Raw genomic sequence first — 16,749 nt, forward strand, 5'->3', positions numbered from 1 at the left:
GTCGGTAGAGCGACGGACTGTTAATCCGCAGGTCCCTGGTTCGAGCCCAGGTGGGAGAGCCAAGATTCTTAAAAACCCACTCATCATGAGTGGGTTTTTATTTGTATGATGCCTTCACATGTTCGAATCGAGTCACTTATTTTTTATTGTTTTAGGTTGCGTAAGCACCTGTATTTTTCTTCTTGTTTGTTTACGCCCTTATTTATTTCCAAAACAAAAATTCTTTGCTCGCCCTGTCATTACAAACTTTGAAACTCAAATGTTTATACGTTTAAAACAAAGTTTTCCAAATTATCATGTGTTAGCACAAGTGGCGTTTAGCGCATTAATTACCAGTAATGACTATAAAATTCGTAGTCAGTTCAATCGTAAAGTTACTGACTTTGTTGTGCTCAACGACAAGATGGAAGTCATGGCCATCATTGAACTAGATGACCCTACCCATCTTGAAAAAGTAGAAGAAGACCGTATTCGTGATCAAATGCTTACTGAAGCAGGCTACCTTGTAAAGCGTTACACAAATATTCCTACTGTACGCCAATTACAAAAGGATATTCATTAACAAGCTATTTCGATTCAGAATTTGCAGCTTCTTTCTCAGCTATTCTTTTTGCCATCTCTAAACGCTGTTGTTCATATTGTTTTTTATTCTTAGCATCGCTTTTTGCAGCCAAGAAAAGTATTCCAATAATTAGAAAAGGAATAAGTAAACCTAATCCCATTAATAACCAAGGAACAGATTTTTTTTCAACAGGTTGCTGGCTCATAAGTTCTTCAAACTCAAATAGTATCAAATCAAACTGTGTAACAATATAACAAAAAAGGCCCTTTTCAGGACCTTTTTAATTTGAAGATTTTAAATACAAAAAATTATTGTGCTATTCCAGTACATTCAACATTCTTACTAGCATCTATTACTGATGGATCAAGCACTATATTTGTTTTAGCTGGCATCTTAGATTGAACAAATTGATAAATTTCAGCATTTCTACATACAATCGCCTGAGTATGGGCAGCTCCAACAACAGGTACAAATGTCACATCAGTTCCCATTTTTTTAAGTCCCTCTTGTAAGGCATTAGTAACAGGATATGGTACAGCCATATCCGCAGTACCTTGAACAATCATGACTGGTGAATTAATTTTTTTGGTAGCAGGTTGATTATCTACCAAGAATTTTTGTACCGTTGGATTCTCCTGGAAATTACCAGCTAGGCCTGGATAATCTAGAACTGTTTTACCAGTATTAGTCGCAAGAAAATCTCGAATATCATCTGCAAATTTATTATGCAAATCAGTTAAACAGACTCCATTTTCACCCGTAGTGCCTTCTGCAAACTCAGCTATACTTTGAGAACGTTGTTGAAAGATTGCACGATAATTAAATTTAGGTTCATAAGCAGTAATACCCACTGTGGTATATGCAGCATATGCAAGTAGCTCGGCATACACTTCCACAGCCGTACCAACAGGTGCGGTACCAGCCTGCTCTTTCTGAAGAATGTCTCTAATTGCTTGCGGAGCAATTTTAGAAATAATATCGCCAAGGCTAGAAGCTGGTGCTGTTGCAACAGCTCCTTTGTAGTTAGTGTCGTTATTAGCAAATTCAGCTGTTCCTAATGAAGCATGGCCTCCTTGAGACTGCCCAATTGACATCCATGAACTATTTAACTGACTACCGTAATGATCTTTAGCAGCTTTAACTGCTGCAATTGCAGATTTAGCCTCACTTCCTAAATTAAGGTATGGATGCATGCCTCTAGTACCTAAACCTTCATAGTCAGGTGCCACAATCACATAACCAGCAGCTAATAAAGTATCCGCTAGAATTTTAAAACGTGGATTAATCGTATTGTTGCTTGGTGCACAACTATCCCCTACACCTACTGTGCCGTGCTCCCATACCACTACGCGATAACCATCTTTTGGTTGAGCAACTTTAGGGAACATTACCAAAGCAGTTGCTTCAGCTGTTTTCCCTTGTACATTCACCATGTTATATGTCATCACTTTTATAGATGAAGCACCACTTAAGGTATCCTTAGAATAGGATTTTTCAGAAACATAAGTTTTATCAGGATTTACACCAATATAGTCATCATCATCGTCATTACACGCTGTAAGAAATAGTGCTGAAGTTGATAATGTTATAGCTAAAGCAATTTTTGACCGTTTCATAGAATATCCTTTTTATGTGTTATTTATTCCGCATATTTTTATGCACAAATATTAAGACATAAAAAAAGTGCTCTGCATAGAACACTTTTCAACCTCACGGTCATTTTTACTATATGAAATTTAAAAATATTCCTAGAAAAATGATTAATCCCACCCAACGATTGTGACGAAATGCCCAAAAACAAACTTGAGGGTTGCGGTCTTTGGTTTTAACTGTTTGATATACAAAATCAAAGGCCACTACAACTAAAGCAATAATTGCCCAGGGGAATAAAATATTTTCTAAATATAGTGCAGTACCAATCAAAACAAGACTAGTTGCTTGTAAAAGAGCAATAATCTGGATGTCATATCGGCCAAAAAGAATAGCTGTAGATTTCACGCCAATCTTTAAATCATATTCACGATCTGTAATTGCATATTGAGTGTCAAAAGCCACTGTCCATGCCAAATTACCAAAATAAATTAGCCAACACGTTATATCTAAAGGCTTACCCATTGCAGTAAATGACATTGGAATCCCCCAAGAAAATGCCATACCTAACACTACTTGCGGTAAATGGGTATAACGTTTCATAAAAGGATATATAAATGCTAACGCCAAGCCCCCTAATGCACAGTAGAACGTCGCGATAGGTAAAAAGAACAGCGTACAAGCACTGGCAAATACTAATGCTAAAAATACATATACCGCTTCTCTTGGACTAATTACCCCTGTTGCCAAAGGGCGCGTTTTTGTACGCTCTACATGTCCATCTACTTTACGATCAGCAAAATCATTAATCGCACAGCCAGCGGCACGCATAAAAATTGTACCGAATACCATCGCCAAAAGAATATGTAGAGGTGGCATTCCCTCTGCTGCAATCCAAAGTGCCCACATGGTTGGCCAAAACACCAGTTCTGTTCCAACAGGCTTATCAAATCGACATAGATAATAATAAGCTTCTAAACGCTGACGCCATGTTGTGCCTGTTGCAGTCGTCATAGTAATTCCTTGTCGTGCTGCTGATTTAAAAAAGCTTCAAAAGCCGGTAAGAATGTTTCTTGGACGATAAATTTACATCCATGCCAAGTATAGCAACTTTGTCGCGTCCAGCCTTCTGGCAAACGAATGACACGACGGTCACAAAGCGGAGTTGTTCTTTGAAATAGAAAAAAGCCAATCGGTTTAGAACCGATGTGCTGAAATATACGCGCTTTTTTTTGTAAACTTTGAATTGGAAAAATACTTTTTGCTTTCACCCACGGCTCTGCTTCACAGCCATATAAGTAGGTTTCCCTTACCCATGAAGTATGAGCATGAGACATGTTCATCCATTGGCTATCTACAAACGTTAAACGCTGAAAGTGTTCTTTAAAGGGCCTCACACTAAACTGGCCGCCACCGAGCTCAGTTAATTGTTGAGTCAGAGAACCAGAAGCATACAACCATGTTTTCAACTCAGGATTTAAAGCCTTTTCCTGTTTAAGTACTGGTTGTCGTTTACGCATAATCTGCTCACATGAAAACTCGCACTTAGTTTACTCCAATTTTTTGATAAAAAACGTAGAGAATTCAATCAACATTCCAAGCAATAAAAAAGCCTGCATATGCAGGCTTTTTTACGAAATACGTATTACAAGCTGTAGTACATATCGAATTCAACTGGATGAGTAGTCGTGTTAAGACGACGTACATCTTCAGTTTTAAGTTCGATGTATGCATCAAGCATTTCTTTAGTGAATACGCCGCCTTTTAACAAGAATTCGTGATCTGCTTGAAGTGCTTCAAGAGCCATATCTAAGCTATGAGCAACTGTTGGGATTTTTGCTTCTTCTTCTGGAGGAAGATCATACAAGTTCTTATCAGCAGCTTCGCCCGGATGGATCTTGTTTTGGATACCGTCGATACCAGCCATTAACAATGCAGCGAAACCTAAGTACGGGTTCATCATTGGGTCTGGGAAACGAGCTTCGATACGCTTACCTTTAGGGCTAGAAACGTATGGAATACGGATAGAAGCAGAACGGTTACGTGCTGAGTAAGCAAGCATGATTGGTGCTTCGAAGTGAGGAACCAAACGCTTGTATGAGTTTGTAGATGGGTTTGTGATTGCATTCAATGCACGAGCGTGCTTGATGATACCACCGATGAAATACAATGCCATTTCTGAAAGGCCTGCATATTCATCACCAGCAAACAAGTTTTTGCCATCTTTAGAGATAGACATGTGAACGTGCATACCAGAACCGTTATCACCTACCATTGGTTTAGGCATAAACGTAGCTGTTTTTGCATATTGATGTGCAACGTTCCAAACAGCATATTTGAACTGTTGAACTTCATCAGCTTTACGTACAAGTGTATTGAAGCTCACACCAATTTCTAACTGGCAAGAAGCAACTTCGTGGTGATGTACTTCTACACGACCTGGACCCATGATGTCTTCGATTTTTGCACACATTTCTGCACGCATATCTTGTGAAGAATCAACTGGAGGAACTGGGAAGTAACCGCCTTTAACACGTGGACGGTGACCAGAGTTACCAGACTCGTAATCTTTACCAGTAGACCAAGCAGCTTCTTCAGCGATTAATGTATGACGAGCGCCAGACATATCGATGTCCCACTTCACTTCGTCAAATACAAAGAATTCTGGTTCTGGACCAAAGAATGCAGTATCACCGATACCTGTAGATTTTAAGTATTCTTCTGCACGGCGAGCAATCGAACGCGGGTCACGCTCATAACCTTGACCAGTTGAAGGTTCAATAACGTCACAAGTCACAACTACAGTTGGTTCAGCAAAGAACGGGTCGATAAAACCAGTTTCCGCATCTGGACGTAAAATCATGTCAGATGCTTCAATGCCTTTCCAACCAGCGATTGAAGAACCATCAAACATTTTACCGTCTTCAAAAGTATCTTCATCAATAGAATCAGCTGGGTAAGTTACGTGCTGCTCTTTACCCTTAGTATCAGTAAAGCGAAAATCGACCCATTTTGCGCCACTTTCTTGTATGAGTTGAAGGACCTTGTTCGCCATGCTCATTTTGCTCCAATGAAATTTTGTTGCACTTGTTAAGTGCGTGTTAGTTGCTGGTATTTATATAGCAATTCTCATACCAACTTTATAAGACTTACCTAAAACATTGAATTGCTTATAACTATCCATGATTTAGGCCCCTTGTCTTGAACCCATTATACTGTTTGCATAGTTAAATGCACCATATTCAGACATTTTCAAATTATGACATACAAGAATAGCTCGCAATCGCCCTAATTTAGTGCAAAATTGTTGCGCTAATATGAATCACCGCATCAATATCTAACAGTAATTTGTGATCATAATACTTTCTTATATAGAAATCTGACTTTCTTACTGTAATCCTTAAAAATAATAATCTATTCCCGATAGAACTATTAATCTCTAAATTAGACGATGTTATCTACAATATGCCCTTGCCAAAAAAGTTTGAACATAAATACGATTTCTAAGTAACTCTACACAATTTTTTTAAATAATATCAATTACCACTCTTCACTGCCCATCCATAGAAAGGTTGAGGTTTTAAAGTGCTAATTTAATTTTTCTCATCGTAGTTTTACGCTAGGGCTAGCCTGATCAGCTTTGGTGCGCCAAGAGGAATCTTTTCGACTGATAATTTCAACTTTCTAATTTTTACCATTTGTTATATACCTTTTTTATACATGACCAACTTGCTTTTTCATTTTAAAAAATCTAAAAAATAAAACATAACTTTTTTTTATAATTAAACAAACTAAAAGTTTTGTTTTATCTAAACTACAAATATGTTCAAAGGATTTGAAATGAAGCATGAACTCGAACAATATGACAGAGCTTTTTTCGGCCATCCAAAACCATTAAAAACTTTATTTTTTACAGAGCTTTGGGAAAGATTTTCTTATTATGGTATTCGGCCTTTACTCGTTCTTTATATGATTGCAATGGTTAATGACGGTGGTTTAGGTCTTGACCGTCCAACTGCAGCCGCAATTGTTGGGTTATTCGCTGGATCTATGTATTTAATGACCGTTTTTGGTGGCTGGATTGCCGATAACTGGTTAGGTCAGGCACGATCGGTCTGGTATGGTTCTATTATTATTGCATTGGGCCATTTATCTATTGCTCTAACCGCACTCTTTGATCAATTCTTTTTTTATTTCGGTTTAGTGCTTATTGTTATTGGCTCAGGATTATTTAAAACCTGTATTTCAGTGATTGTCGGAACATTATATAAAGCTCAGGATAGTAGGCGCGATGCTGGTTTTTCCATTTTTTACATGGGGATTAATATGGGGTCGTTTATTGCCCCGCTTATTACAGGTATATTGGCTCGCGATCATGGCTGGCATCTAGGTTTTGGGATTGGCGGCCTTGGAATGTTGATTGCATTACTCATCTTCCGTGCATTAGCCATTACTCAACTACAATCATTCAACCAATTGCGTCAGCAAACTGACAATTGGAATAAACCTGTCGTAGAAAATAGAAATGCGCCAAAAATTGCTTTCTCATTTTTACTATCTGTTGCAGTCGTTATTGCTCTTACTTTCTTTGGCGTTATTCATATCAATCCAGTCGCGGTAGCAACTTATTTAACAGTTGGAATAGGATTTGGAATTATCGCTTATTTTATCTATTTATTATTTTTCCTTGGTTTAGAAAAACATGAAAAATTTAAAATTATTATCTGCTTTGTCTTATTAGCAACATCAGCTCTTTTTTGGTCTGCCTTTGAGCAAAAACCAACATCTTTTAACCTATTTGCGCAAGATTACACAGACCGTAATTTTTTCGGATTTGAGATTCCAGCAGTATGGTTTCAATCAATTAACGCACTCTTTATTATTATTTTTGCCCCAATTGCAGCATGGCTTTGGGCTAAACTTGGTAAGTCAAATAAAGACCCAAGTTATATCAGTAAATTTATTATTGCACTTTTACTAGCAGCAGGTGGGTTCTTGTTGATGTCATTTGCAAGCCGTTTCGCAATTGCTGGCGGCTTAGTTTCACCATTTTGGTTAGTAGGTACTTTATTTCTACTTACTATCGGAGAATTGTGTTTAAGCCCGATTGGCCTATCTACCATGACTAAACTTGCACCTGATGTTATACGTGGTCAAATTATGGGGCTATGGTTTACAGGTTCAGCTTTGGGTAATCTTATCGCTGGTTTAATTGGCGGGCATGTATCGGCAGATGGCATTAATCATTTACCTACCTTATTTATGCGATGTGTTTTAGCGTTAGTGATTGGCGCAATCGTGTTATTTTTATTAAAGAAACCTATCAATAGATTAATGAACAAAAGTACCAGTAAAGTTCAACCTGAGTTGGAAACTATATGAGCGTTTTAACTGTTCCAGAAAAACTTGAGAAACTTCGTGAACTCATGCGTAATCAACATGTTGATGCTTTGATTGTGATGAGTGCTGATCCGCATATGTCAGAATATTTACCAGACTACTGGAAAGCAAGGCAGTGGTTAAGCGGTTTTAGTGGTTCGGTTGGTACACTCGTCGTGACTCAAAACTTTGCTGGCCTCTGGGCAGATGGTCGCTATTGGGTACAAGCCGAGCAACAACTTGTTGGAACTGGCTTTGATCTTCAAAAATTAACAAGTGATGAATCTTCAACACATCTCGCTTGGATTGAGAAAAATCTAAAACCAGAATCAGTCATTGTGGTAAATGGGCATACTTTATCAATTCAGCAATTTAAAGCACTCGAACATACTGCACGAGTTAATAATTATAAACTCGAAACCCAGCAAGATTTAGTCGGAGAAATTTGGTTAAACCGCCCAGAACTTCCATCAAAGAAAATTCATCTCATGCCTGAAGGGTTAAATGCCCTATCTCGTAAAGAGAAAATTCAGGCTATTCGTGAGACATTAGCTAGCAAGAATATTGCGAGTCATTTCATTTCATCTTTAGACGATATTGCATGGGTCCTAAATGCACGTGGGCAAGATGTAGAATATAACCCTGTGTTCCTTTCACATTTATATATCAGTGCAAAACAAAGTATTCTTTTTATTGATGCTGAAAAAGTGGATGTAAGCATTCAGCAAGCTTTGGCAGCCGATGGTATTGAAATTCGTAACTACGAAGATACAGCTAAGTTTTTATCGAATATTTCTGATGCCTCAGTACTTTTAGATCCAGCCAAAGTCTCAATTTTTCATGAACAAGTCATCGCAAAAGATATTCGGGTTGTATATGACATCAACCCGAGTACACTTTTTAAATCGCGTAAACATGAAAGCGAAATTGCTCATATCCGTCATGCAATGGTTAAAGATGGAGTCGCGCTTTGCCACTTTTTTCACTGGTTAGAAAAAACGCTTCATCATGGTGAAAGCATTTCAGAACTCACCATTGATGAAAAGATTACAGCTTTCCGTGCGCAGCAAGATGGATTTATAGGGCCGAGTTTTTCAACGATTGCTGGCTTTAATGCTAATGGTGCTCTACCCCACTACCGTGCAACTGAAGAGCACTATTCATTTATTGAAGGTGATGGTCTATTACTCATTGACTCAGGTGGGCAATATGTAGATGGAACAACCGATATTACTCGTGTTGTTCCTGTAGGCATGCCAACAGGGCAACAAAAACATGACTATACTCTGGTTTTAAAATGTCACATTGCTTTGGCAAAAACGATTTATCCAGAAGGTTTAGCTGCACCGCTACTCGATTCAATTTGTCGTAATACTTTATGGCAACATGGTTTAGATTATCGACATGGAACAGGCCACGGCGTAGGCTTTGCACTTAACGTTCATGAAGGTCCGCAAGTGCTTTCTTATTACGCGCCTATACATGCCTATAGTAAGTTGCGTGAAGGAATGATTATTTCTAACGAGCCGGGCTTATACCATGAGGGACAATATGGAATTCGCATTGAAAATCTGGTTGCAAACAAACTTCACTCTGGATTTGAAAAAACTTACGGTGAATTTTTGGAGTTTGAAACGCTGACCCTTTGCCCGATTCATTTAGATTGTATCGTTGTTGATATGCTAACGAATGCAGAGAAAGACTGGTTAAATGGTTACCATCAAACTGTTCAAGAAAGACTAGCTGAACACTTGTCTGGCGATGTTTTAGATTGGCTGATTTATAACACACGTAAAATTTAATCTTCTTGTGTGAATAAGGCAGAATAATTTTTTATCTCTAAGAAAAGCTTATTCTGCCTTAATTTTAGTTAACTCTCTTTCTAAATTAATAAAGTAAAAGATCCTTATTCATTGATAACTCCATAACTATTAGCCATCAAACAATTTTTATTAGGAATTAGGAAACATAAACGTAACTATAAAGAAGTAATTTTGAAGAGAACTTTGTAAGCAATATGCTATTTTTAAACGTATTCAATGTTTCTTTGAATTAAAGGGTTTCCCTATGCAGGTATCCAATTTCGCAGTTACACGTGATGATAATTATACTGTTTCTACAGATCCCTCTAAACTCGACATAGAGGTGATTCATTCTTTTTTATACCATTCAAAATGGGCAAAAGGGATTGATTTAGAAACAATGCAAACCGCTATACAACATAGTTTATGCTTTGGATTATATGATCCGAACAACCAACAAATTGGTCTTGCTCGTATCATTACAGACTATGCAACCTTTGCTTATGTAAAAGATGTTTTTGTCATCGATGAGTTTCAAAAGTTAGGTTTAGGGCGATGGCTGATGGAATGCTGCTTAGAACACTTGGAAACTCTTAAACTTCGCAGAATTATGTTACTTACCAGTACAGCTTCGTGGCTCTATCAAAAAATAGGGTTTACTCCACTGAATCAAGAAAATTTTGTGTGGCAACTTTTGCCCAATAATACAGAGACATCTTCAAATTAAACTACCAACTTGCACGACTCTTTTTAGTTTAAGAAACACATGGACTTATAATTATTAATATGCTTTTGCCAGTAAAAAAGCATGAAGTTATTACAAGACAAGGAAATTCTGGTACATTAGCCGCTTAGAAAGCGGCTTTTTATTTGATCAAATAAAGGTACTTTTTAAAAAGTGAGTAACATTTTGAGTAAAACTCTAGTCACTTATTAAATATATATTAATTATCATGAGGTTAAGTTCATCATGCTTCTAATGATCGACAATTACGACTCTTTTACCTACAACATCGTCCAATACTTTGGCGAGTTGAATCAGGAAGTAAAAGTAGTTCGCAATGATCAAGTTACATTAGAGGATATTGAACGATGGCAACCAAAATATCTTGTGATTGGTCCTGGCCCTTGCTCTCCAAGTGAAGCAGGTATTTCAATTCCTGCAATTAATCACTTTGCCGGAAAAATTCCTTTGCTTGGCGTGTGTTTAGGGCATCAAAGTATTGGGCAAGCTTTTGGCGGAAAAATTGTAAGAGCCAAAACAGTGATGCACGGACGTTTATCTGATATGTACCATAGCAATAAAGGTATTTTCAGTAATCTCCCTAGCCCATTCTCGGCAACTCGTTATCATTCATTGGTGATTGATCAGCAAACTCTGCCTGATTGCCTTGAAGTAACGTGCTGGACCAACGAAGCAGATGGCTCAATGGAAGAAATTATGGGTATTAAACATAAGACATTGCCTGTCGAAGGTGTGCAGTTCCATCCTGAATCAATTTTGAGTCAGCATGGCCATCAAATCTTTAAAAACTTTTTAGATATTTATGCATAATTCAGCTTCGAATAAGTCATTTTAAAAATGACTGGATTTGATAAGTAACCTGAATAAAAAAGCCAACTAAGATCAGTTGGCTTTTTTCATGGCTGGAACAATTACAACTTTAATTGTTGCACAAGTGATCCATCTTGTTTAGCCACTAAAGATTCGCAGAGTTGAATACGCTCTTTGGTCTGTTTCAATCCTCTTTCAACCCCAACCAATTCTTTAGTTCGTGGTGCAAAAAAGTCATTTAACTGTGCCGCTTGTTGTTGGGTACAAGCTCCCCCACTAAACATAGCAGGGAAACGCCCAGCCGAAGATTTACCTAAACGATCAAACACGGCGTCATGATTTACTTTAAACCAAGACCATAGACCCCCTTGCTCATCTCCATAATTATTGATTGAGTTGACCACGGTACGAACTTCACCGACTTTAACACGAGGGTTCAAAATCAACTGACGTGCTTGTTGGCGTGTTGCTTCTTGATTTGCTGAACCTAGGGCTGTAAGAATTGCAAGACGTTGTGTCGGTTGAGTCACGCGTTGTAGCTCTCCAGATAAACGATCAAAAGCAGGTTGGCCTTTTTCTTGTACACGTACAGCTAAAATAGTTGGCAATAATTCAGGTGTTACTTGAGCAAAGTTAAGCTGCTTTTGAGCAAAGAGAGCATCTGACTGTTTTAACAGTTGTGTACGAACTTCTGAAATTTGAATATCTAAAGCAAGAAATCTAACCAACTCACTACGCCATAAACTGTCTTCAGCTGGTTCACCTTTTTTGCTGACATAACCCAACTGATTTAATTTAGGTAAATATAAATTAGCTAAGACTTTTCTAAAATGTTCACGTTCAGCTTCTGTTTTCAATACATGACGATAAATCGTACTTAACTGGGAAAACAGCGCTGTACTAATTTGTCGGCTATTTGAATTGGCAAATTTCTTCGCAGCATCTACGACAGCCAATAAATTAATATCACCGTGGTTAAATGCCGCTGAAATCGCATAGGCGTAGGCCAACTGTTCAGTATTAGAAAGCTTTTCTGTAGCAGCAGTCAGACGAGTAAACTCTTTTTGAGGCAAACTAAATTGGTAATATCCTGCCGCATCTGCATTTGGAATATACCAACTGCCAAGGCTAGCACCTTTGAGTTCAATCTTGGCTTCTGCTTGATCTACCAATTCACACTGGACCTTACTGGTTGCATTTGGAACTTCATAACGTACACATAATGGTACACCCCACAGGCTTCTTGCATCACCTTTTGAACCCACAGGTAAGTAACGGCTTTGCTTCACATTTAAAAAGACTTTATTGCCTTCTTGCTGTAATGCGGTGTTAACTAAAGGCACACCTGGTTGATCAAGGAAACTTTTCATCGCTCTGGCAAAACGCTCACCTTGTCCAGACTGCTCTGCTAAAACGCTAATTAAATCATTGGCTGTCGCATTACCATATTGGTGCTTATTAATATAATTGCGCACACCTTGTTTGAATTTTTCTTCGCCCAAATAGCTTTCAAACATATTTAAAACAGCCGCACCTTTTTGGTAAGTGATGCCATCAAAAGCAGTTTGAATATCGGCATTGCTTAAAATAGGCTGGCGAATACGGCGTACACTCACCAAACTATCACTTTTCATCGCATCGGCAGTATCTGCAATACGTTCTAGGTCAGCATTAAATTCGGGATGTAATTTTTGAGTGATTTTACTTTGCATCCATGTCGCAAAAGATTCATTTAGCCATAAATCATCCCACCACGGCATCGTGACGACATCACCAAACCATTGATGCGCCAGCTCATGTGCATTGACATTAAATGAATTCTGTACAAAAGAGACTGGCGAGTCCTTATCTAGCAACATCAAGTAATCTCTAAAAGTAATTAGCCCTGGGTTTTCCATTGCACCAGCGGCAAAGTCTGGTGCTGCTAGTAAATCTAGCTTGTCAAATGGATAACCAAAGGCAAAATAATCTTCTAAAGTTTTTAAAATGGCTGGCGTTTCAGATAAAGCATGCTGCATTTTTTCAGCTTTAGCATCGGGTGCAATACCACGTAACTGGATAGGCTGCTTACGCCATGAAGTTGCTCCAATATCAGGTCCTTTTTGTAATTGCCACGGTCCAACAGCCAATGCAAGTAAATACGTTGGTAGTGGTTTGGTCTGTGCAAAACTGAGTGTTTTCCAACCTGACTTCTCTGCTTGCTCAGATGTTTGTTGGGTATTGGCAAACCCTGAATATTTGCTTGGAATCGTCAAACGAATATTAAACGGCGTTTTAAAACGTGGCTCATCAAATGATGGGAATGACTGGCGTGCACTAATTGCTTCCATTTGAGTCATCACATAAGGTTTACCCTCAAACTCGATTTTATAAATACCGTCGAGCTGCTGGTCGTACGCCGCATTAAAATCTAGAACGAGTTGATACTGTCCTGCTGGCAAAGTCTTGGCAAATTTAATTTTACTAACCCCATCAACCTCGGAGGCTTGCTCATATTTTGCTTTGGTTTTAGCACCCTCAGCCGATGTGATACTCACATCTTTCACCGTCAAAGATTTACCATGAATCCAGATGTGATCTGTAGCTTGAGCCAGCTTTAAATGAATAGTGGTTTTACCGGTATAGCCTTTTTGTGCGGGATCAATCTTAAAATCTAAATCATAAGATTCGGGTACAACCCATTCAGGTAATTTACCAATCGGGATTTGTTCACTGTTATTCGATGCAAAAATCTGTGTCGCAGATAAAGATAATAATGTTGTAAGTAGCAATCTTTTTTTAAATGAAGGCTTGACCAGCATAAGGGGTTTTATCCTCTGTAGTTTTAAATAAAAAGATGCAGCAAATGCTGTACCACTTCGCTGCATCCATACATCATTCTTAGAATTTATAGTTAAACTCCAACCAACCTTGACGGCCAAATGGTGAATATGATCCTACCGGATAATACGGCCAACCACCCGTATCATCTCGTTTCACTTTGTCAAACAGGTTATTAATAATGATTGAAGCAGACGCTTTTGGAGAGATTTGATAAGTACCGCTCCAGTTCACTAAATACGTTGGGCTTAGATAGGCAGTCTGGTCGCCGTTTGGAATTTTGCCATAACGATTAACTAATACTGTTGATGCCCAATCACCAAAGCTCCAGCTGAGACTGGTATTAAAACGGTCACGCCAATCCTGAATAGTTAAATCTTTTAGGTAATCATCTTTCTCGCCATCTTTTGATTGTTGATATTCATGTTCTAGTACACGGCTATAATTTACCGTCCAGAGAAAGTTACCAAAGCTGTCTGTTTTCCAGCGCCATCTGCTAGTGAAATCAATCCCGCGGGTATGGTCTGATGCAGCATTAATCGGAACAATATTAATATTCTTAATCACATTTGGATCGACAACTGCATTTGCAGGGTTACGCTCTACACGTGCCAATGCATCAATACAAGCCGCAGAGTTAATATCTTGATTGCCTAAACGACAATCTGCTTCTAATCGTAGAATTTTATCTTCACTTAAATTGGTCACAAGATTATCAATTTTGATATCCCAGTAATCGACGCTAATATCAAATTTATTGGTTGGCGACCAAACAAAACCTGCACCATAAGATTTACCCTCTTCAGGTTTCAATTCTTTGTTTCCGGTTAAAGTATAGTTTGCCCCAGGCGAGTAATCTTTAAAGCTACATTTATCTAAAGGTTGTCCCGTTTGGCTACAACGTAAATAGTCAGTCGTACTTGCGAAATAACCTTTTTGCTTATTTAAGAACAGATAGTTCATATCTGGTGCACGAAAACTAGTTGCGTAGTTACCGCGCACCAATAAAGTCGGATGTGGCCTAAACTCAAGGCCTGAACCGAAAGTTAGCTTATCAATACTGTTATCTGACAAAGCATAACGGTCATAACGTCCAGACAAGGTTAAATTTAATGGTTTCGCTAAAGGCAAGAATAATTCTGCACTAAGTGCTTGGCGTGTACGAGTGCCACTATATTCGCCACTAGAACTCGCATTATAAAACTCACCATTTTCAAGTGCCTGATCTGGCTTAATTGAAAAGCCTTGACGCCCAATTTCAGCCACTGCTGCAAGTTTGGCAGTTCCTGCAGGTAACTTAAATACGTCACCATTCGCACTTAAGGTCAAACTTTGTGCCCATGACTTATCTTTTTCTTTTGTGGTACCCGAAATACTCTCAAATTCGTTTGCTGTCAGTGGTCGACTTAAACGATCTAAATGAGGTGAATAAATAGGAATACCATCTGCATCTGTGCCAAGTTGCTTACCTAAGAAATATTCATCGACATTCGCACGTAATAAACCTTGGCGGTGTAGCTGACTGGTATAAATGGAACCATTATAGGCTGCTTCATAACTCCAGCTCGTTTCTCCAATATCACCTCGAATTCCGAAGTTTAAGTTCGAAGAGAGTTCTTTCCACTTTTTATTTACGCGTTCCACCCCGCCTAATTCTTCAGGTGCAAAACGACGATTCCAAATTTCATAATTTCCCGAATCTTGATTGAGGAAATAACCACTTGATCCACCTAAAGAAGTCCATGTCGGACCACGCGTATTGTTTTCAATTTGATTGGCCCCAATCAAAAAATCTGCAAATAATTGAGTTTTATCATTTAACTCATAATCTAAACCGAGATAACCATTTTGACTACGGTTTTGGGTTTGGACAGTCCAATAAGTTGGTCGTGCCAAACCACTCGCACAATTGTCTGCACCTGCTTGCCCTATATTATTGACTGATCCGTTAAATAAACCATTAAAGGCCTGACACCCGCCAATTGAAAGATATTTACCAGTATCGGCATTTTTACGGCCCACAACCGTGTCTGGTTTTTCTCCCAAACGAGTTCGGCTCTTCATAAAATCCCGATCGGCTGCCCATATCGGTTCACGGCCGCTGAGTTCAATCCCATAAACAAGACTAAGCTTGTCTAAAGTTTTACTACCACTCAGTTGTAAACGTAAATTTTCACCGCCTTCTTTGGTTCCGCCTGCCTTGATATTAAATTGTGTGCCATCTGTTTTCTTTTTCAGAATAATATTCACCACACCTGCAATTGCATCTGAACCATAAATTGCAGAGGCACCACCGTTTAATATTTCAATACGGTCAATAATGGCAGTGGGAATATTGGCTAAATTTACGAAATTGACAGACCCATCGTATGGCACAGGATAATCTGCAACCCGATGCCCATTAATCAAAGTCAAAGTATGATTCGGTCCTAAGCTCCGTAAACTAATAGCATTAGCCGCAGGCGTAAAAGTATTTCCATAATCGGCGCCTTGTACAAAACCCGTGTTCTGCGTAAGGTTATTAAGCGCATCAAATGCATTACTAAACCCTTGTTTTTCAATATCGGCTGCGGTAATTACGGTCACACTAGTCGGGCCATCTTTTTGTGCTTTTGAAATCCGAGACCCTGTCACCGCGACACGGACTACTTTATCTGTTTTAGCTTGTTTTTGTGGTTGCTCTACAGCTTCTTGCGCATAGCTTTCTAGTGGATGAAACAGTGCAACAAATACAAAAATAAATGAGCGCTTATTTTTTAAAGCTCCTACATATTTCAAGTTATTTAAATACATATTTATTAATAGACAAAATAAAGATCGCCCTACTATATCCACTTTTATTTGGTTGATTTATACACATTTTTTCTAGATATATTGATGTTTAAGATATACCAAATAGTTAATTATTTATCATAAAAACTCTCAATAAACTAAAACCTTTTTCAATAAATAAATTCTGTTTATGACTCAACCCCATACCCTAACTGAGCAAAATTTTTAAAACTCTTATCGAACAGCAAAAATCTTTGGTTATTTTCTGC

The 16,749-nt window shown here is 38.4% G+C and carries 12 protein-coding genes; 5 read left to right on the forward strand and 7 right to left on the reverse strand.

Going from position 1 to position 16,749, the window contains the following annotated elements; translation table 11 throughout:
• Nucleotides 1–118: 118 nt before the first annotated feature.
• Nucleotides 119–562, forward strand: a complete 444-nt coding sequence (locus J536_RS12150; RefSeq protein WP_005068176.1) for a DUF2726 domain-containing protein — start codon at nucleotides 119–121, stop codon at nucleotides 560–562.
• A 4-nt stretch (nucleotides 563–566) separates the two neighbouring features.
• Here J536_RS12150 and J536_RS12155 read toward each other — a convergent pair whose 3' ends face one another.
• From J536_RS12155 to glnA, 5 genes are all read right to left on the reverse strand, one after another.
• Entirely contained in the window at nucleotides 567–767 is a 201-nt protein-coding gene (locus J536_RS12155; protein WP_000082753.1) for a hypothetical protein, read from the reverse strand.
• A 103-nt stretch (nucleotides 768–870) separates the two neighbouring features.
• Nucleotides 871–2,178 (reverse strand): lipase family protein, encoded by a 1,308-nt coding sequence (locus J536_RS12160; protein WP_002119060.1) that lies wholly within the window; start codon nucleotides 2,176–2,178, stop codon nucleotides 871–873.
• Between the two features lie 109 nt (nucleotides 2,179–2,287).
• Nucleotides 2,288–3,166, reverse strand: a complete 879-nt coding sequence (gene ubiA, locus J536_RS12165; RefSeq protein WP_002119072.1) for a 4-hydroxybenzoate octaprenyltransferase — start codon at nucleotides 3,164–3,166, stop codon at nucleotides 2,288–2,290.
• Entirely contained in the window at nucleotides 3,163–3,672 is a 510-nt protein-coding gene (locus J536_RS12170; protein WP_001231788.1) for a chorismate--pyruvate lyase family protein, read from the reverse strand. The genes ubiA and J536_RS12170 overlap by 4 nt, the downstream gene beginning before the upstream one ends.
• Nucleotides 3,673–3,797: 125 nt before the next feature.
• Complete coding sequence (gene glnA / locus J536_RS12175) at nucleotides 3,798–5,213, reverse strand: type I glutamate--ammonia ligase (RefSeq protein ID WP_002052696.1); 1,416 nt, start codon at nucleotides 5,211–5,213, stop codon at nucleotides 3,798–3,800.
• A 761-nt stretch (nucleotides 5,214–5,974) separates the two neighbouring features.
• Here glnA and J536_RS12180 point away from each other — a divergent pair.
• From J536_RS12180 to J536_RS12195, 4 genes are all read left to right on the forward strand, one after another.
• The gene (locus tag J536_RS12180; protein WP_081404133.1) at nucleotides 5,975–7,534 is read left to right on the forward strand and encodes a peptide MFS transporter; all 1,560 of its coding nucleotides are present in this window, start codon (nucleotides 5,975–5,977) and stop codon (nucleotides 7,532–7,534) included.
• Nucleotides 7,531–9,333, forward strand: a complete 1,803-nt coding sequence (locus tag J536_RS12185) for an aminopeptidase P family protein (protein WP_032063035.1) — start codon at nucleotides 7,531–7,533, stop codon at nucleotides 9,331–9,333. Before J536_RS12180 ends, J536_RS12185 begins: the two co-directional genes overlap by 4 nt.
• A gap of 265 nt (nucleotides 9,334–9,598) precedes the next feature.
• The gene (locus tag J536_RS12190; RefSeq protein ID WP_032063036.1) at nucleotides 9,599–10,060 is read left to right on the forward strand and encodes a GNAT family N-acetyltransferase; all 462 of its coding nucleotides are present in this window, start codon (nucleotides 9,599–9,601) and stop codon (nucleotides 10,058–10,060) included.
• Nucleotides 10,061–10,303: 243 nt separating this feature from the next.
• Nucleotides 10,304–10,888: an anthranilate synthase component II gene (locus J536_RS12195; RefSeq protein WP_032004562.1), complete on the forward strand. Its 585-nt coding sequence runs from the start codon at nucleotides 10,304–10,306 to the stop codon at nucleotides 10,886–10,888.
• A 101-nt stretch (nucleotides 10,889–10,989) separates the two neighbouring features.
• On the opposite strand, the gene J536_RS12200 is transcribed toward J536_RS12195, so the two are convergent.
• Both J536_RS12200 and J536_RS12205 read right to left on the reverse strand, forming a co-directional pair.
• Nucleotides 10,990–13,755: a M1 family metallopeptidase gene (locus J536_RS12200; protein ID WP_081037795.1), complete on the reverse strand. Its 2,766-nt coding sequence runs from the start codon at nucleotides 13,753–13,755 to the stop codon at nucleotides 10,990–10,992.
• Nucleotides 13,756–13,768: 13 nt separating this feature from the next.
• Nucleotides 13,769–16,501 carry a TonB-dependent receptor plug domain-containing protein gene (locus tag J536_RS12205; RefSeq protein WP_032063038.1) on the reverse strand — a complete coding sequence of 911 codons (2,733 nt, stop codon included), beginning with the start codon at nucleotides 16,499–16,501 and terminating at the stop codon, nucleotides 13,769–13,771.
• Nucleotides 16,502–16,749 lie beyond the last annotated feature (248 nt).

The organism is Acinetobacter sp. 809848 (assembly GCF_000581275.1).
In the GTDB taxonomy this organism is placed as follows: Bacteria; Pseudomonadota; Gammaproteobacteria; order Pseudomonadales; family Moraxellaceae; genus Acinetobacter; species Acinetobacter pittii.